Source organism: Kineosporia sp. NBRC 101677 (assembly GCF_030269265.1).
Lineage (GTDB): Bacteria > Actinomycetota > Actinomycetes > Actinomycetales > Kineosporiaceae > Kineosporia > Kineosporia rhizophila.
On the sequence record NZ_BSTA01000002.1, the window covers coordinates 737,399 to 751,904 of the forward strand.

General features: G+C 72.2%; 10 protein-coding genes. 8 read left to right on the forward strand and 2 right to left on the reverse strand.

Features of this window, described 5'->3' with window-relative positions:
* The first annotated feature begins 51 nt into the window (after window positions 1-51).
* From mshB to QSK18_RS08805, 5 genes are all read left to right on the forward strand, one after another.
* Window positions 52-996, forward strand: coding sequence for an N-acetyl-1-D-myo-inositol-2-amino-2-deoxy-alpha-D-glucopyranoside deacetylase (gene mshB / locus QSK18_RS08785; RefSeq protein WP_285617715.1), 945 nt, complete (start codon window positions 52-54; stop codon window positions 994-996).
* A gap of 147 nt (window positions 997-1,143) precedes the next feature.
* Window positions 1,144-3,066, forward strand: coding sequence for an AAA family ATPase (locus tag QSK18_RS08790; protein ID WP_285617716.1), 1,923 nt, complete (start codon window positions 1,144-1,146; stop codon window positions 3,064-3,066).
* 32 nt (window positions 3,067-3,098) lie between these two features.
* Window positions 3,099-3,584: a flavin reductase family protein gene (locus tag QSK18_RS08795; RefSeq protein WP_232809276.1), complete on the forward strand. Its 486-nt coding sequence runs from the start codon at window positions 3,099-3,101 to the stop codon at window positions 3,582-3,584.
* Window positions 3,585-4,911: 1,327 nt separating this feature from the next.
* Window positions 4,912-5,136 (forward strand): hypothetical protein, encoded by a 225-nt coding sequence (locus QSK18_RS08800; RefSeq protein ID WP_232809275.1) that lies wholly within the window; start codon window positions 4,912-4,914, stop codon window positions 5,134-5,136.
* Window positions 5,137-5,159: 23 nt separating this feature from the next.
* Window positions 5,160-7,355, forward strand: coding sequence for a VanW family protein (locus QSK18_RS08805; RefSeq protein ID WP_285617717.1), 2,196 nt, complete (start codon window positions 5,160-5,162; stop codon window positions 7,353-7,355).
* Between the two features lie 10 nt (window positions 7,356-7,365).
* Here the strand turns inward: QSK18_RS08805 and QSK18_RS08810 are convergent, their stop codons facing one another.
* Window positions 7,366-7,746 (reverse strand): response regulator, encoded by a 381-nt coding sequence (locus tag QSK18_RS08810; protein ID WP_232809273.1) that lies wholly within the window; start codon window positions 7,744-7,746, stop codon window positions 7,366-7,368.
* 144 nt (window positions 7,747-7,890) lie between these two features.
* Here QSK18_RS08810 and QSK18_RS08815 point away from each other — a divergent pair, with 144 nt between their 5' ends.
* The gene (locus QSK18_RS08815; RefSeq protein WP_285617718.1) at window positions 7,891-11,862 is read left to right on the forward strand and encodes a response regulator; all 3,972 of its coding nucleotides are present in this window, start codon (window positions 7,891-7,893) and stop codon (window positions 11,860-11,862) included.
* Here the strand turns inward: QSK18_RS08815 and QSK18_RS08820 are convergent.
* Window positions 11,859-12,866 carry a GNAT family N-acetyltransferase gene (locus tag QSK18_RS08820; protein ID WP_285617719.1) on the reverse strand — a complete coding sequence of 336 codons (1,008 nt, stop codon included), beginning with the start codon at window positions 12,864-12,866 and terminating at the stop codon, window positions 11,859-11,861. The genes QSK18_RS08815 and QSK18_RS08820 overlap by 4 nt on opposite strands.
* A 138-nt stretch (window positions 12,867-13,004) precedes the next feature.
* Here QSK18_RS08820 and fdxA point away from each other — a divergent pair, with 138 nt between their 5' ends.
* Together fdxA and dapC are read left to right on the forward strand one after the other, a co-directional pair.
* Window positions 13,005-13,325, forward strand: coding sequence for a ferredoxin (gene fdxA, locus QSK18_RS08825; RefSeq protein WP_232809270.1), 321 nt, complete (start codon window positions 13,005-13,007; stop codon window positions 13,323-13,325).
* Window positions 13,325-14,464, forward strand: coding sequence for a succinyldiaminopimelate transaminase (gene dapC / locus QSK18_RS08830; protein ID WP_285617720.1), 1,140 nt, complete (start codon window positions 13,325-13,327; stop codon window positions 14,462-14,464). The genes fdxA and dapC overlap by 1 nt, the downstream gene beginning before the upstream one ends.
* Window positions 14,465-14,506: the final 42 nt, after the last annotated feature.

Genomic DNA, 14,506 nt, shown 5'->3' on the forward strand with positions numbered 1-14,506 from the left:
AGCACCTCGGGTGCCCACCGACGTCTTCAGTTTGTGGGCGAGAATGGCGGCATGACCGACGACCTCAGGCGCCTCGTCCTCGTGCACGCCCACCCCGACGACGAGACGATCGGCAACGGCGCCACCATGGCGAAGTACGCCGCCGAGGGCGTGGAGGTCACGCTGGTCACCTGCACCCGGGGTGAGCAGGGCGAGGTGATCCCGGCAGAGCTGGCCCACCTGGCGCACCCGGACCGCCTGGGCGAGTACCGGGTGGGGGAGCTGGCATCGGCGATGACGGCGCTGGGGGTGCGCGACCACCGATTCCTCGGCGACCCCTCCGTCCCGGGGCGGCCGGCCGAAGAGGTACGGGCCGGCGGGGGAGTGGTCTACGCCGACTCGGGCATGGCCTACGACCACGACGGCGGGGTCGTGCCTTCGCCCAACCCGCCCGCCGGGGCCTTCGCGCTGGTCGACGTGGAGGAGCCGGCCGAACGGCTGGCCGCCCTGCTGCGTGAGCTGAGGCCTCAGGTGGTGGTGGGCTACGAGCCCGGCGGTGGTTACGGCCACCCCGACCACGTGCAGGCCCACCTGGTGATGATGCGCGGGGTCGAGCTGGCCGCCCTGGCCGGGCCCGACGACGAGGCGCCCTGGGTGGTGCCGAAGGTCTACTGGACGGTCATGCCCGAGACCCTGACCCGCGAGGCGCTGCGCACCCTGCGCGACGGGATGGGCGAGGACTACACCGGGCCTGATCCGGAAGACCGGCTGCCCAGCATGGTCGTGCCGGACGACCAGGTCACCGCCGCGATCGACGCCACCGCCTTCACCGCCGCCAAGGTCGAGGCCCTGCGCGCCCACGTCACCCAGGTGAAGGTCAGCCCGAACGGCACCTACTTCGCGCTCAGCAACGACGTGAGCCAGCCGGTGATGGGTCTGGAGTTCTACCGCCTGGTGCGGGGTACCGCAGGCGGGACGCGGGACGAGCTCGGTCGGGAGACCGACCTCTTCGCCTGAGTCGGTAGGCGCCCGGTCACTTTGAGTGCGCGCGCGTAGTGCCTCCGGGCGGTCGGCTGACCGCCGGGTGGGTGAACGATCACGCTCCGCCAGCATCTGGCAAGGTTCGCGGTGTCTCCTGGTCCGATCACGACTTTGGAGGACGGTTTGGCGAGCGAGACGGTGCTGCCGGGACGCCGGGTGCTGCGGGACGAGCGGGCTTTCCAGGACACGGTGCTGGACGACGTGGACCGCGAACGGGCCAAGGGTCAGCGGCGGCGGCTCAGCCGGGTGCTGCTCGCCGGGGTCGTGGTGGCGGCCTGGTGCTGGGCCCGCTACCTGACCGGCAATCCGATCCTGCCGGCGTTGCCCGCGGTCGACCCGTTCCTGCTCACCGTGATCATCTTCTTCACGCTGATGCTGGCGGTGTCGGCGGGCACGATGACGCTCACCGGGCGTTCGCCGCACGTGCTCTACCGGCCCGGGCAGATCGATGTGCGGATCAGCGACGTGAAGGGCCTGGCTCCGGTGGCCGAAGACGTGCGCCGCTCGCTGGAGCTGTTCCGCTCGGCGATGACCTTCCGGAGCCGGATGGGCGGCACGGCCCGGCGTGGGCTGCTGTTCGAGGGCGCCCCCGGGACCGGCAAGACGCTCATGGCCAAGGCGATGGCGGCCGAGGCGGGGGTGCCGTTCCTGTTCGTCTCGGCCACCGCGTTCCAGTCCTCCTACTACGGCGCCACCGGCCGCAAGATCCGCTCGTTCTTCAGAGAGCTGCGCAAGGCCGCCCGCCGCGAGGGCGGCGCGATCGCGTTCATCGAGGAGATCGACGCGATCGCCCTGGCCCGCGGCGGCGTGACCCGGGCCGCGGCCACCGGTTCGCCGATGGTCACGTCCGGGATGAGCGACTGTGGTGGGCTCACCGGTCTGGCCATGGCGAACCCGGCGGCGGCGCCGGGCCTCCAGGTCGAGCGGATGGTCAGCAGTGACGTCGGTGCGGTGGTGAACGAACTGCTGGTGCAGATGCAGTCGTTCGACGAGCTGACTCCCGCGCAGCGGGTCCTCGGCTGGGGCGTCGACCGGATCAACCTGCTGATGCCGGCCGGCCGCCAGCTTCCGCGGCCTCGTCCGGAGCCGGTGAACGTGATGGTCATCGCGGCCACCAACCGGGCCGACGCGCTCGACCCGGCGCTGCTGCGTCCGGGCCGGTTCGACCGCCGGATGACGTTCGGGCTGCCGGACAAGGTCGGCCGCCGGGAGCTGATCGACCACTTCCTGACCCGCAAGGCGCACGAGGCGGAGCTGGCCGACGGGGAGCACCGGGACGCGCTGGCCGGGGTCACCCAGGGGTACAGCCCGGTCAAGATCGAGAACCTGCTGGACGAGGCCCTGGTGAACGCGGTGCGGCGGGGCGCCTACGGGATGTCCTGGAGCGACGTCGAGCACGCCCGGCTGGTCACCGAGGTCGGGCTGGGGCAGCCGGTCGGCTACACCGAGCACGAGCTGCAGCTGATCGCCACGCACGAGGCCGGGCACGCGGTCACCGCCTGGCTGCTCGCCCCGCACCGGCGGCTGGAGATCCTGACCATCGTCAAGCGGGCGAACTCGCTGGGGCTGCTGGCCCACGGCGACCGCGACGACGTGTACACCCGTTCCCGCTCCGAGCTGGGCGCCCTGATCTCGATCGCGTTCGGCGGTCAGGTGGCCGAAGAGCTGTTCTTCGGGGACGTCTCGACCGGGCCGGCGGGGGACCTCACCTACGCGACCACGGTGGCTGCGCAGATGATCGGGGCCTCGGGGATGTCCGACACCCTGATCTCGTTCGCTGCCTCGGGCGGAGCGGACGGCGGCGACCTGGTCGGCCGGGTGATGGGCGACGGCGAGGGCCGCCGGATGCTGGAGGAGCTGCTGACCGCCCGCAAGCAGGCCACCCGGGAGCTGCTGGAGCAGAACCGGCACCTGGTCGAGGCGCTGCGTGACGCATTGCTGGAGAAGCACGAGCTGATCGGCGGCGAGATCGAGCGGGTGCTGTCCCGGGCCCGCGCCGCGTACACCGTCGACCTGCGCGATCGGCAGGTGGACCGGCGCCTGTAGGTCGCGCGGAGGGGCCGCTTAGGGTGGAGAGCATGGCTGTGGATCAGGGAACGTTCCGGCGCGCGGTGGGGCGGTTCGCCACTGGGGTCTGCGTGGTGACCAGCCTGGAAGGGCGCCTGGACCATGCGATGACGGTCAACGCGTTCACCTCGGTGTCGTTGGATCCCCTGCTGGTGCTGGTCTGTGTGGAGCGGGAGGCCCGCTTCCACGACGCGGTCGTCGAGGCCGGGGTCTGGGGCGTCAGCGTGCTGGACTCCGGGCAGCGGCCGGTGGCGGACTGGCTGGCCAATCGCGGTCGGCCGCTGATCGGGCAGCTGGACCGGATCCCGCACCATCGGGGCCCTGAGACCGGTGTTGCCCTGCTCGACGAGGCCGTGGCCACCCTGGAGTGCCGGACGACGGACGTCTACCCCGGCGGCGACCACAACATCGTGCTGGGCGAGGTGGTGGCCGCCTCGGTGCCGGGCGACCGGGCCGGGGCGCTGCTCTACCACCGGGGCGCATACGCCCGGATCTAGACATGTCGCCGGGGGCAGGGCTGATTCGTTACCGGTTCGATCACGGATCACAATGCGACACAGCCGTTTCGGTGACGCTCCGTCGTACCATGACCCGGTGGCAGAAACCCCGCTGGCGGCGCGGCCCCCCATCCCCGCGGACGAATCGGGCAATCAGCCCGCCGGCGATCGGGGTCGGCGATGACGCAGCCCCCTGTGGACGCCACCCAGCCCCTGCCGAAGGTGCAGGGCGGCGGCGACGAGCCGAAGGATCTGTCGGGTGAAGACACCCCGACGGTCAGGCATGACTCAGGCCCCTCGGTGAGCCAGGACAACCCCGCGAACTCGGGCAACCGCGCTGCGGGTGCCCCCGGGCGGCAGCCAGCGGGCGGCGCGCAGGCGGGCGCGTCTGGTGGGCGGACTGATGGAGCGTCAGGCGGGCGTCCCGGTAGGACCTCCGGTGGCTGGTCCGAAGGTGCGCCGGGCGGACGCAGCAGTGCCTCTTCGGACGGCCGGGCCCAGAGCGCCCCGGGCGGCGAGTCAGGTGGCCGTTCCGATGGTGCGGCTGGCGGTTGGTCCGGTGGCTGGCCGGGTAGTGCGTCGGGTGGCCAGTTTGACGGGCGGTCCGGTGACGCGCCTGGTGGGCGTGCGGCGGGCGAGTCCGGTGGCTGGTCCAACGGTGCTTCGGGTGGGCGTGGAGTTGGCTCTTCGGATGGTCGGTCCCAGGGCGCCCCGGGTGGCGAGTCCGGGGGCCGGGCCGGTGGCCGGCCGGGTAGTGCGTCGGGTGGTCAGTCTGGCGGGCGGTCCGGTGACGCGCCCAGTGGGCGTGGGGCTGCTCAGTCTGGTGTCTGGCCCAGTGGTTCTTCGGGTGGCCGTGAGGCTGCCCCTTCGGATGGTCGGGCTCAGGGCGCTTCGGGCGGCGAGTCTGGCGGCCGGTCCGATGCGGCGGGCGGCGGCTGGTCCGGTGGCCGGGCCGGCGGGCGGCCGGGTAGTGCGTCGGGTGGCCAGCCTGGCGGGCGGTCCGGTGACGCGCCGGGTGGGCGTGTGGCTGGCTCTTCGGATGGTTGGTCCCAGGGCGCCCCGGGTCGTGAGTCTGGTGGTTGGGCCGGCGGGCGGCCGGGGAACGCGTCGGGTGGCGAGTCTGGTCGGTCCGATGGTGGTCGCTCTGGTGGTTGGTCCCCAGGGGCTCCGGTTGGGCGGTCGGGAGACGCGCCGGGTGATCGGTCCCCGGGCGCGCCGGGTGAGCGGCCGGGCGGCGGGTCTGATGGGCGGTCCGACGGTGTGTCTGGTGGTCGCTCTGGCAATGGGCAGGGTGGCTGGGCGCCGAGTGTGGCCGGTGGTGGTTCCGGTGGGCGGTCCAATGGTGCGCCTGGTGGGCGTGCGGATGGCGCGTCGGATGGTTGGGGTCGGGGTGCTCAGGGCGGGCGTGCGGGTGGCTCGTCCGATGGTGCGTCGGGTGGGCGGCCGGACGGTGCTGGTGGCCTGCCGGGTGCCCGGCCGGAGGGTGCTGCCGGGCTGCCGGGTGCCCGGCCGGAAGGTGCTGGCGGGCTGCCGGGGGGTCGGCCGGCGATGAGGCCGGCGGCGATGCCGGCGCCCATGCCCACTCCGAGTTTCGCTGCCCCGCGGGCGGTCGGCTCCGGGTCCGCGGGGGCGCAGGGTCAGGGCCAGGGGCGTGGTGGCTCGCAGTCGGAGCCCTCCCCCGGCGCCGGGCGTGGGCCGGGCGGCGCACCGAACTTCGGTCCGGGAGACCGTCCTGAGTTGGAAGCCGGGCCGAACGCGGGCCCGGGCCGTGACCCGGAGAGCGAGTCCGAGGGTCAGCAGCCGAGCTCGCACCCGCAGGAACGGCCCGCTTTCGCGCCCGCCCCGGGCGCCAACAGCCAGCGACCCGACCAACCCCCGGCCGACGACGTGAGGCCCACGGACGTCTTCAATTCTGGCTGGCCGGCGGCGAACTCGCAGTCACCCGGAGATCGGGACCCGAACTCCGGCCCCGCGAACGGATCCGGCAGCGACAACGGTTACGGCTCGCCCGCGGGCCCGTCCAGCCGCATTCCCGGCGGCCGCAAGACCCTGCTGATCAGCGCGGCCGCTGCGGGTGGCGCACTGGCCGTCTACCTGGGTTTCGCCTGGATGGAATCGGGCCGGATCGCCGACGGCACCAGTGTGGCCGGGGTGCAGATCGGCGGGATGAACAAGACCGAGGCCGTAAACACCCTCGACCGGGCGTTCGCCGATCTGGACGGCAAGGTCGTGCTCACGGCTTCCGAGGGCAAGGACGAGAAGGCCACTCCGGTGGGCGATCTGGGTCTCTCCCTGGACGCCGGAGCGGTGGCCGACCGGCTCACCGGCTTCACCGTCAACCCGGTCTCGCTCTGGAAGAAGATGGCCGGCGGGGGCGCCGAGGAGGCCGATCCGGGGCTGAGCGACGAGGCCATCGAGAAGGGCCTGGACGCCTTCCGCAAGGACTCCGGCGAGGAGCCGAAGAACGCGAAGGTGTCCTTCGAGGGCACCGAGCCGAAGGTCACGCCCTCCACCGACGGCTACGAGATCAGCGACAGCGCCGCCGATGTGGTGCGGGCGGGCTGGCTCACCGGCGAGGTGGACGTGCCGGTGCAGCCCAAGGCCCCGGCGATCACCACCGCCGACGCCGAGAAGGTGCTGGCCGAGCAGGCCGAGCCCGCGGTCTCCGGCCCGCTCACCGTGCGGGTCGGATCGGCCGAGGTCGAGCTGACCCCCGAACAGATCGCTCCCTTACTGGGTTTCAAGGCCAAGGACGGCGAGCTCGACCTGACCGTCGACGGCAAGAAGCTGAAGAAGCTGGTGCTGGACGAGGGCGGCAAGGACATCGCCAAGGAGCCGGTCGACGCCCGGATCGTGGTGGAGAACGGCAAGCCCCGGGTGATTCCGGGCAAGGACGGCGTGACCGTGCAGGCCGCGGCCCTGGCCGATCAGGTGCGCGAGCCGCTGGTGGCCGCGGACGCCGGTCAGCGGGTGGCCGAGGTGCCCACTTCCGCCCAGAAGCCGGAACTGACCACCGAGAAGGCGGAGAAGCTCGGCGTGAAGGAGAGGATCTCGACCTTCTCGACCAACCTCACCGCCGACGCCGGGCGCACCGAGAACCTGCAGATCGCCGGGCGTGCGGTGGACGGCACCCTGGTGCTGCCGGGCGAGACCTTCAGCCTCAACGAGGTTCTCGGCGAGCGGACGCCGGAGAAGGGCTACAACCCGGCCCCCGCGATCAGCGGCGGCCGGCTGGTGAAGGACTACGGCGGTGGCGTTTCGCAGATGGCCACCACCATCTTCAACAACGTGTTCTTCGCCGGACTCGAGGACGTCTACCACAAGCCGCACTCGTTCTACATCTCCCGCTACCCGGAGGGCCGCGAGGCCACCGTCAACTGGCCCACCGTGGACCTGAAGTGGAAGAACGACACCAAGACGGCGGTGCTGATCAAGGCCTCGGTCGGCTCACAGGTCACGGTCAGCTTCTACGGCACCAAGTACTGGGACATCACCGCGGGCAAGAGCGAGCGCAGCAACCTGCGCAGCCCCGAGACGCACTACGACGACTCACCGGGCTGTGTGGCCCAGGGCGCCAACGGCGGGTTCGACGTATCGATCACCCGTACGTTCCGCCGTCCGGGTTCGGACAAGGTGGAGAAGACGGAGACCTTCAAGGCCGTCTACAACGCCGAGGACGAAGTGATCTGCGGTCCCGAACCGGGCTCGCGCGACGACCAGGACCGGGACAAGCCCTCCCGCGGCGAGGCCCGGGCCGGCGACCGGGACTGAGCCGGGCGGCTCACCAGGAGTCGAACGTGGGGACGATCGCCTCGTCGATCGCGCGCAGCAGCGCCGAGGCGATGAACGGCTTGGTCAGATAGGTCGCGCCCAGCGCGCGACCGGCCTCGATGTCGTTCTCGTAGACCCGGGCGGACAGGAAGATGGCGGGCAGGTTGTCACTGCCCTCCATCGCCCGCAGGTGCACGAGCAGTTCCATCCCGCTCATCTCGGGCATCGTGACGTCCAGGATGGCGACGTCCGGCCGGCCCCGCTCCGACACCGCCTGCAGCGCCGTCTGGGCCGAGGTGGTGCCGATCACGCGGTGCCCGTTCGACTGCAGCCTGAACGTGACGATCCGGACGGTGTCCGGATCGTCGTCCACCACCAGTACCCGGGCCATAACACGCCGTCCCCACCTAGGAGTCACACTCGTCCGTGAGGGTGTGTCGGCGGGCCGGTGGGCGATCTTGAGGAGGCGGCCGGGCCCGCACGAAGTGTCTCCCGAGCGCTTCACCCCGGCACACGGGATGTCGATCGGACCCGGGTGACCCTTGCGACCACCCCGGCCGAGCCCGCCCGGGACCGTCCCGGCGACGACCGGCACCGGGGACGGTTCGTCGGCGTGCTCGTCCTGCTCGCCGTGCTCATCGTGGTGCCGATCACGGCCGCGGTGATCTCCTACGACCGGATGGTGCGCTCCAACGCCGAGCGGGAGATGCAGAACACGGCCGACCTGGCCGACGTGTTCCTGCGGGAGCAGACCGCCGCCCTGGCCGCCCTGATCGGCTCGGTGGCCACCGACGCCGAGCTGGCCGAGGCCCTCGTGGACCCGTCCGCGGAGGCCTCCCAGAAGTCGGTCGGGCAGGTGCTGCGCACTCTCGAGGCGGCCGGGACCGACATCTCCACGGTGGTGATCCTGGACGCGGGCAGCCGGGTGGTGGGTGACCTGCCCGACCGGGTGCCCTACGGCTACGACCTGAGCGAGCAGTCCTGGGTGCCCCGGATCGACGCCGACTCCGGGTACTCGATCTCCCCGGTCTTCCGCAGCGCGATCTCCGGCAACGACGTCAGCTCGATCACCGTGCCGATCCGTGACACCTCCGGCGAGTTGCTCGGTTACGTCGGGATGTCCCGGAAGATCACCGGTTACCAGCGCTACGTCGAGTCGTACGCGACCGGCCGGGGCGTGCGGCTGAGCGTGGTCGACGGGGCCGGGCAACTGGTGGCCGACAGCGAGGGGGCGGTCGCCGAGGACGACCTCAGCCCGGCCACCCGGCTCGCCCGGGCCCGCACGGTGCAGGCGGGCAGCGGCCAGATCGTCGCCTCGAGTTCCGCCCCGGACGCCGGGAGCGGTTACGAGTGGCGGGTGGTCGCCCAGGAGAGCGAGACCGTCGCGATGCGGCCCGCGGTCTACTTCCGGGCCACCGCGATCGGGACCGGGGCGGTGCTGCTGGTCGCCGCGTGGGTGGTGGCCGCCCTTCGCCGCCGGGCGATCGGGGCCACCCGTCAGGCCAACCGGACGCTGTTGGAGAACCAGCGCCGGATGGTCGATCTGGCCAATTCCTCACCCGGTGTCCTGCTGAGCCTGGAACCCGACGGCACGGTGGACTTCTGCTCGGTGGGCGGTGAGGAACTGCTCGGGGTCCCGGTCGAGGAGCTGACCGGCCGGGCGCTGGCGCCGTTCCTGGTGGCCGAGAGCGAGCCGGAGACCGCTGCGCGGCTGGATGAGCTGGTCCGGACCGGGGAACCGCAGGTGTTCCTGGCCCGCACCCGGGGCCCGGGCGGCAGCCGGCGGATCGTCGAGTGCACGTTCCGGATCAGCGGCGGGGCGGGCGGGCCGGGGGAGATCTGGGGTTCGCTGCAGGACGTGACCGGCCGGCTGAGCGCCCGCGACCAGGTGGAGCAGTTGTTCCAGCTCTCCACCGACTTCATGGCGGTGGCCGACTTCGAGGGCCACCTGGTGCAGACCAACCCGGTCTGGTCGGCGGGGCTCGGGATCGGCCCGGACCAGTTGCTGGGCCGCCGTTTCGAGGAGGTCTTCCACGTCGACGACCGCCGCCGGGTGGCCGACCAGCTGGCCCGGCTGGCCGCCGAGCCGGGGGTGGCCACCTTCGAGAACCGTTACGTGCTCGAGGAGGAGGTGCGCACGCTGCTGTGGACGGCGGCCTCCGACCCGGACCGCCGGCTGATCTACGCGGTCGGGCGGGACATCACGGCGCAGAAGGAGCTGCAGAACGCGCTGGCCGAGACCCGCGACCAGGCGGTCGAGGCGTCCCGGCTGAAGTCCGAGTTCGTGGCCACCATGAGCCACGAGATCCGGACCCCGATGAACGGTGTGATCGGCCTGACCGACCTGTTGCTGGGCACCCCGCTGACCGAGACCCAGCGGCGTTACGTGGAGGGCGTGCGCACGGCCGGCGACGCCCTGCTCACGGTGATCAACGACATCCTCGACTTCTCCCGGATCGAGGCCGGCCGGCTGATGCTCGACCGGGTCGAGTTCCGCCTCGAGGACGTGGTCGACGACGTGGTCACCCTGGTCCGGCAGAACGCCACCGCCAAGGGCCTGGAACTGGACGTGGACTACGAGCCGGGGGTGCCGTTCGCGCTGAGCGGGGATCCGGGGCGGCTGCGGCAGATCCTGCTGAACCTGACCCACAACGCGGTGAAGTTCACCGAGCAGGGCGGGGTCTCGATCTCGGTGACGCCCGGCCCGGCCCGTCAGGACGGGCTGGTCACGGTCAGCTTCGCGGTCACCGACACCGGCATCGGGATCGAGCCGGCCCGGCTGGAGGAGCTGTTCGAGCCGTTCCGGCAGGCCGACGAGGGCACCAGCCGGGCCTACGGCGGCACCGGCCTGGGCCTGTCGATCAGCCGGCGGCTGGCCGACCTGATGGGCGGGACCATCCGGGCCACCAGCGAGCTGGGCACCGGGGCCACCTTCGTGGCCGAGCTGGTGTTCGCCCCGGCGGCCGACTGGGGCCGCTCGGTGCGCGGTCGCGACGCCCGCGGGCTGGCGGTCCTGGTGGTCGACGACAACGAGGTCAACCGGCTGGTCATGACCACCCAGCTGACCCGCTGGGGGATGCGGCCGGTGGCGGCCGGGTCGGCGGACGAGGCGCTGGACATGCTCACCCACCGCTCCGCCCCGGCCGGCGGCTACGACCTGGCCGTGGTGGACATGCACATGCCGGACAAGGACGGGATCACGCTGATCGAGCAGATCCGCCGGGTGCCGGCCCTCGCCGGGCTGCCGGTGGTGCTGGTCAGTTCGGGGGCGGAGGTGGACGAGAACACCGCCGCAGCGCACGGGATCGCAGCCCGGCTGACCAAACCGGTGCGCCAGTCGGACCTTTTCGGCGCTCTGACCCGGGTCAGCCTGCCGGCCCTGGATCCGGCCGGCCCGGAGACCCCTTCGGACGAGGCCGATTCCGAGGTCCCGCCGCCGCGGGCGCAGACCGTGCGGCCGGTCGAGACCGCCCGGGAGCGGTTCCGGCTGCTGCTGGTCGAGGACAACGACATCAACCAGACGGTCGCCCTGGGCATCCTGTCGCAGCTGGGCTACCAGGTGGACGTGGCCGGGCACGGCGAGCAGGCGCTGGCGATGACCGAGCAGCACAGCTACGACGCGATCCTGATGGACTGCCAGATGCCGGTGATGGACGGCTACACGGCGACCGTGGAGCTGCGCCGCCGCCCGGCCACCCAGGAGGTGCCGATCATCGCGATGACCGCGGCCACCTTCGCGGCCGACCGGCGCCGGTGCTTCGACTCCGGGATGGACGACTTCATCGCCAAACCGGTGCGTTCCACCACGCTGCAGGCCACGCTCAACCGGTGGCTGCGCACCACCGAGGACGAGCCCCCGGCGGGCCGGGCGGAGAAGACCCAGCCGATGCAGAAGCACTATTCGGCGGTGCGCGACCGGATCGCCGCCGTCCGGGACAGCGAGCACGTGACCGTCGAGGCCGTGGAAGCGGTGGAGGCCACGACCGCGGTCGGGGTTCTGGAGGAAGGACCCCGCCGGCCCGCGCTACCGGCCGTTCCCCGTCAGGCGGTCCCGCCCGAGGAGAAGCTGGTGGAGGAACGGCCGTCCGGCGCCCGTCCGGCGGCCCGGGCGCAATCGTCGCAGGAGTCTCAGGAGGTACCAGCCATCAGCACCACGGACGAGCGGATCGCCGAGTTGCTCGGCGAGGGGACCGAGTTCGAGGTCGAACTGGTCCGGGACATCATCACCTCGTTCCTGTCCCGGACGGTCGACCTCTTCCAGCGGCTGAGCCTGGCCGTCGGGGCGGACGACTCCGAGGCCGCCTACCTGCACGCCCACAGCCTGGCCGGGGCCGGGCTGAACCTGGGCACCGACCGGGTGGTCGAGATCGCCCGGCAGATCGAGGCCGAGGCCCGGGCCGGGCGCGCCGGGCAGTGCGGTCAGTTCATGGTCGACCTGGAGGTGGCCCTGGACCAGGCCCGGGTGGGTTTGCGCGACATCGCCGCCAACCTGCCCGAGCCCACCTAGGGCGTGAGGTAGCTGTACCGGTGGTGGAGACCGAACCCGGCCCGGGCGTAGCTCGCCCGGGCCGCGTCGTTGTCCTCGGCCACCTGGAGGAACATCGACTGGGCGCGGTGCTGCCGGCTCCATTCGGCGACTGCGCCGATCAGGGCCAGCGAGAGACCCTGGCGGCGCCACTGCGGTTCCACCTTCATCTCGGTCAGCCCGCTCCAGCCATCGGCCAGCGAGCCGCGGGCAGCGCCGGCCACCTCGCCCTCGGCGGTCCTGATCGAGGCGAACACCTGCTGCGGCGCGGAGGTCAGCAACCGGATGCCGTGCTCGGGCACCGCCTGCCCGCGATAGCGGTACTGGCTGAGCCAGGCCGGGTCCGGTTCGTCGGCCAGGTCGATCACCAGACCCTCGGGCAGCGCCGCGCCGCCCAGCCTCGCCTGCAGGGCGCGGAGCTCGGCCACGGGGGCGGTGAGCACCAGCGTGGGAGTGACCCGGCGCCAGCCCGCGGACTCGAAAAGCGACGTGGCGGCCAGCAGCTGGTCGGTGTCCGCGTCGTCCAGCCGGGGCTCGGGAGCGGTGGCGACCGGGGGCAGCCCGCGCTCGGCGTACCAGTCCACGACCTCCACCAGGGCCACGTCGAGCGGCATGCCGGGCTCGCCGACCGGCAGCACCGAGTTGGCCCGGTTGGTGTGACCCCCGCTGGCCCGCAGCAGCCAGCCGCCCAGCCAGTCCTGCTCCTCGGCCTGCCAGTGCCGGGCCATCAGGAGCTCGAGGTCGCCGACCGACAGCGCCTGGTGCGGGGGCGCCGCCCGGCCCGCCTTCGGGGGGACCGGCTTGCCGGCCACCACCGAGCTCAGCTGCACCTCCACCGGGCCCCGGCGGCCCTGCACCCGCAGGGTCTGCCCCTCCACCGCCAGCAGTTCGCCCAGCACGTCCCGCAGGCCGTCGCCGTCGCGCAGCCGGACCACCACCCGCGAGCCGACGTGCGCGGCCCACTCCTCGCTCGAGCGCGCATCCATCCGGGGACCCTTTCATGAGGTAACCCTTCGGCGACACGGGCACGACCGATCAGAGATACTGGGCCGGGCCGGTATGCGCGGCCACGGCGACGAGACGCCCCGGAGAGCGACCAGGGCGGCCAGACCAGGAGGACGGACGTGACCTACGTCATCGCGCAGCCCTGCGTGGATGTGAAGGACAAGGCCTGCATCGAGGAGTGCCCTGTCGACTGCATCTACGAGGGGGAACGGATGCTCTACATCCACCCCGACGAGTGCGTGGACTGTGGTGCCTGCGAGCCGGTCTGCCCCGTGGAGGCGATCTTCTACGAGGACGACGTCCCGGACCAGTGGGGCGACTACTACAAGGCCAACGTCGAGTTCTTCGGCGACCTCGGCTCGCCCGGCGGGGCGGCCAAGATGGGCCTGATCAACAAGGACCACGCGTTCATCGCCGCGCTGCCCCCGCAGGCCGAGTAGTGGCCGCCCCGGTGCTGCCCGACTTCCCTTGGGACCGGCTGACGCCGTTCAAGAACCAGGCCGGGCAGCACCCGGGCGGGATCGTCGACCTGTCGGTCGGCACCCCGGTCGACCCCACGCCCGAGCTGGTCCGGCAGGCCCTGGCCGACGCGTCCGACGCGCCCGGCTACCCGCAGACCTTCGGCACGCCGCCGTTGCGGGAGGCGGTCGCGGCCTGGTTCGCGCGCCGGCGCAACGTGCCCGACCTCGACCCGGCCGGCGTGCTGCCGACGATCGGCTCGAAGGAACTGGTGGCCTGGCTGCCCACCCTGCTCGGGCTCGGCCCGGGCGACGTGGTCATGCATCCCCAAGTGGCATATCCCACGTACGACGTGGGTGCGCGGCTGGCCGGGGCCACTCCGCTCGCCGCCGACGGCACGGTGCAGGTGGGCCCGGGCAAGAACGCGGTCAAGCTGCTCTGGCTCAACTCCCCGGGCAATCCGACCGGTCGGGTGCTGGGGGTGGAGCACCTGCGCAAGATGGTCGCCTGGGCCCGTTCGGTGGGTGCCGTGGTGGCCAGCGACGAGTGCTACGCCGAGCTCGGCTGGGACGGCGTGGAGGTGCCGAGCATCCTCGACCCGGAGGTCTGCGGCGGGTCCCACGAGGGTCTGCTGGCGGTCTACTCGACCAGCAAGCAGTCCAACCTGGCCGGCTACCGGGCCGCCTTCGTGGCCGGGGATCCCGTTCTGGTGCAACGCATTCTGGAGATCCGCAAGCACGCCGGGATGATCGTCCCGTGGCCGGTGCAGGAGGCCCTGCGGGTCGCCCTGGGCGACGACGAGCACGTCGCCGAGCAGCGCGAGCGGTACCGCCGTCGGCGTGAAGTCGTGCGCGACTGGCTGCGGGCCGAGGGCTTCAAGATCGACTACTCCGAGGCCGGCCTGTACTTCTGGGCCACCCGGGACGAACCGTGCTGGGACACCGTCGCCGATCTCGCCGCGCGCGGCGTCCTGGTCACTCCGGGAGACTTCTACGGCCCCTCGGGTGCCCGGCACGTGCGCGTCGCACTGACCGTCAGTGATGAAAGAGTGGCGCAACTCGCGGCCCGTGCGGCTGGTCCGGATGGCTCAGGCGGATCAACGAGGGGTAACTTGCGTTAAGGCCGTGTGTCCCGGCGAACCACGCCGGAGCACGGCCACAAG

Coding starts and splice junctions, on each gene's coding strand:
- QSK18_RS08820 (WP_285617719.1), bottom strand. CDS start 12,866: ATGGATGCGCGCTCGAGCGAGGAGTGGGCCGCGCACGTCGGCTCGCGG.
- QSK18_RS08805 (WP_285617717.1), top strand. CDS start 5,160: ATGCCCACTCCGAGTTTCGCTGCCCCGCGGGCGGTCGGCTCCGGGTCC.
- QSK18_RS08795 (WP_232809276.1), top strand. CDS start 3,099: ATGGCTGTGGATCAGGGAACGTTCCGGCGCGCGGTGGGGCGGTTCGCC.
- QSK18_RS08810 (WP_232809273.1), bottom strand. CDS start 7,746: ATGGCCCGGGTACTGGTGGTGGACGACGATCCGGACACCGTCCGGATC.
- mshB (WP_285617715.1), top strand. CDS start 52: ATGACCGACGACCTCAGGCGCCTCGTCCTCGTGCACGCCCACCCCGAC.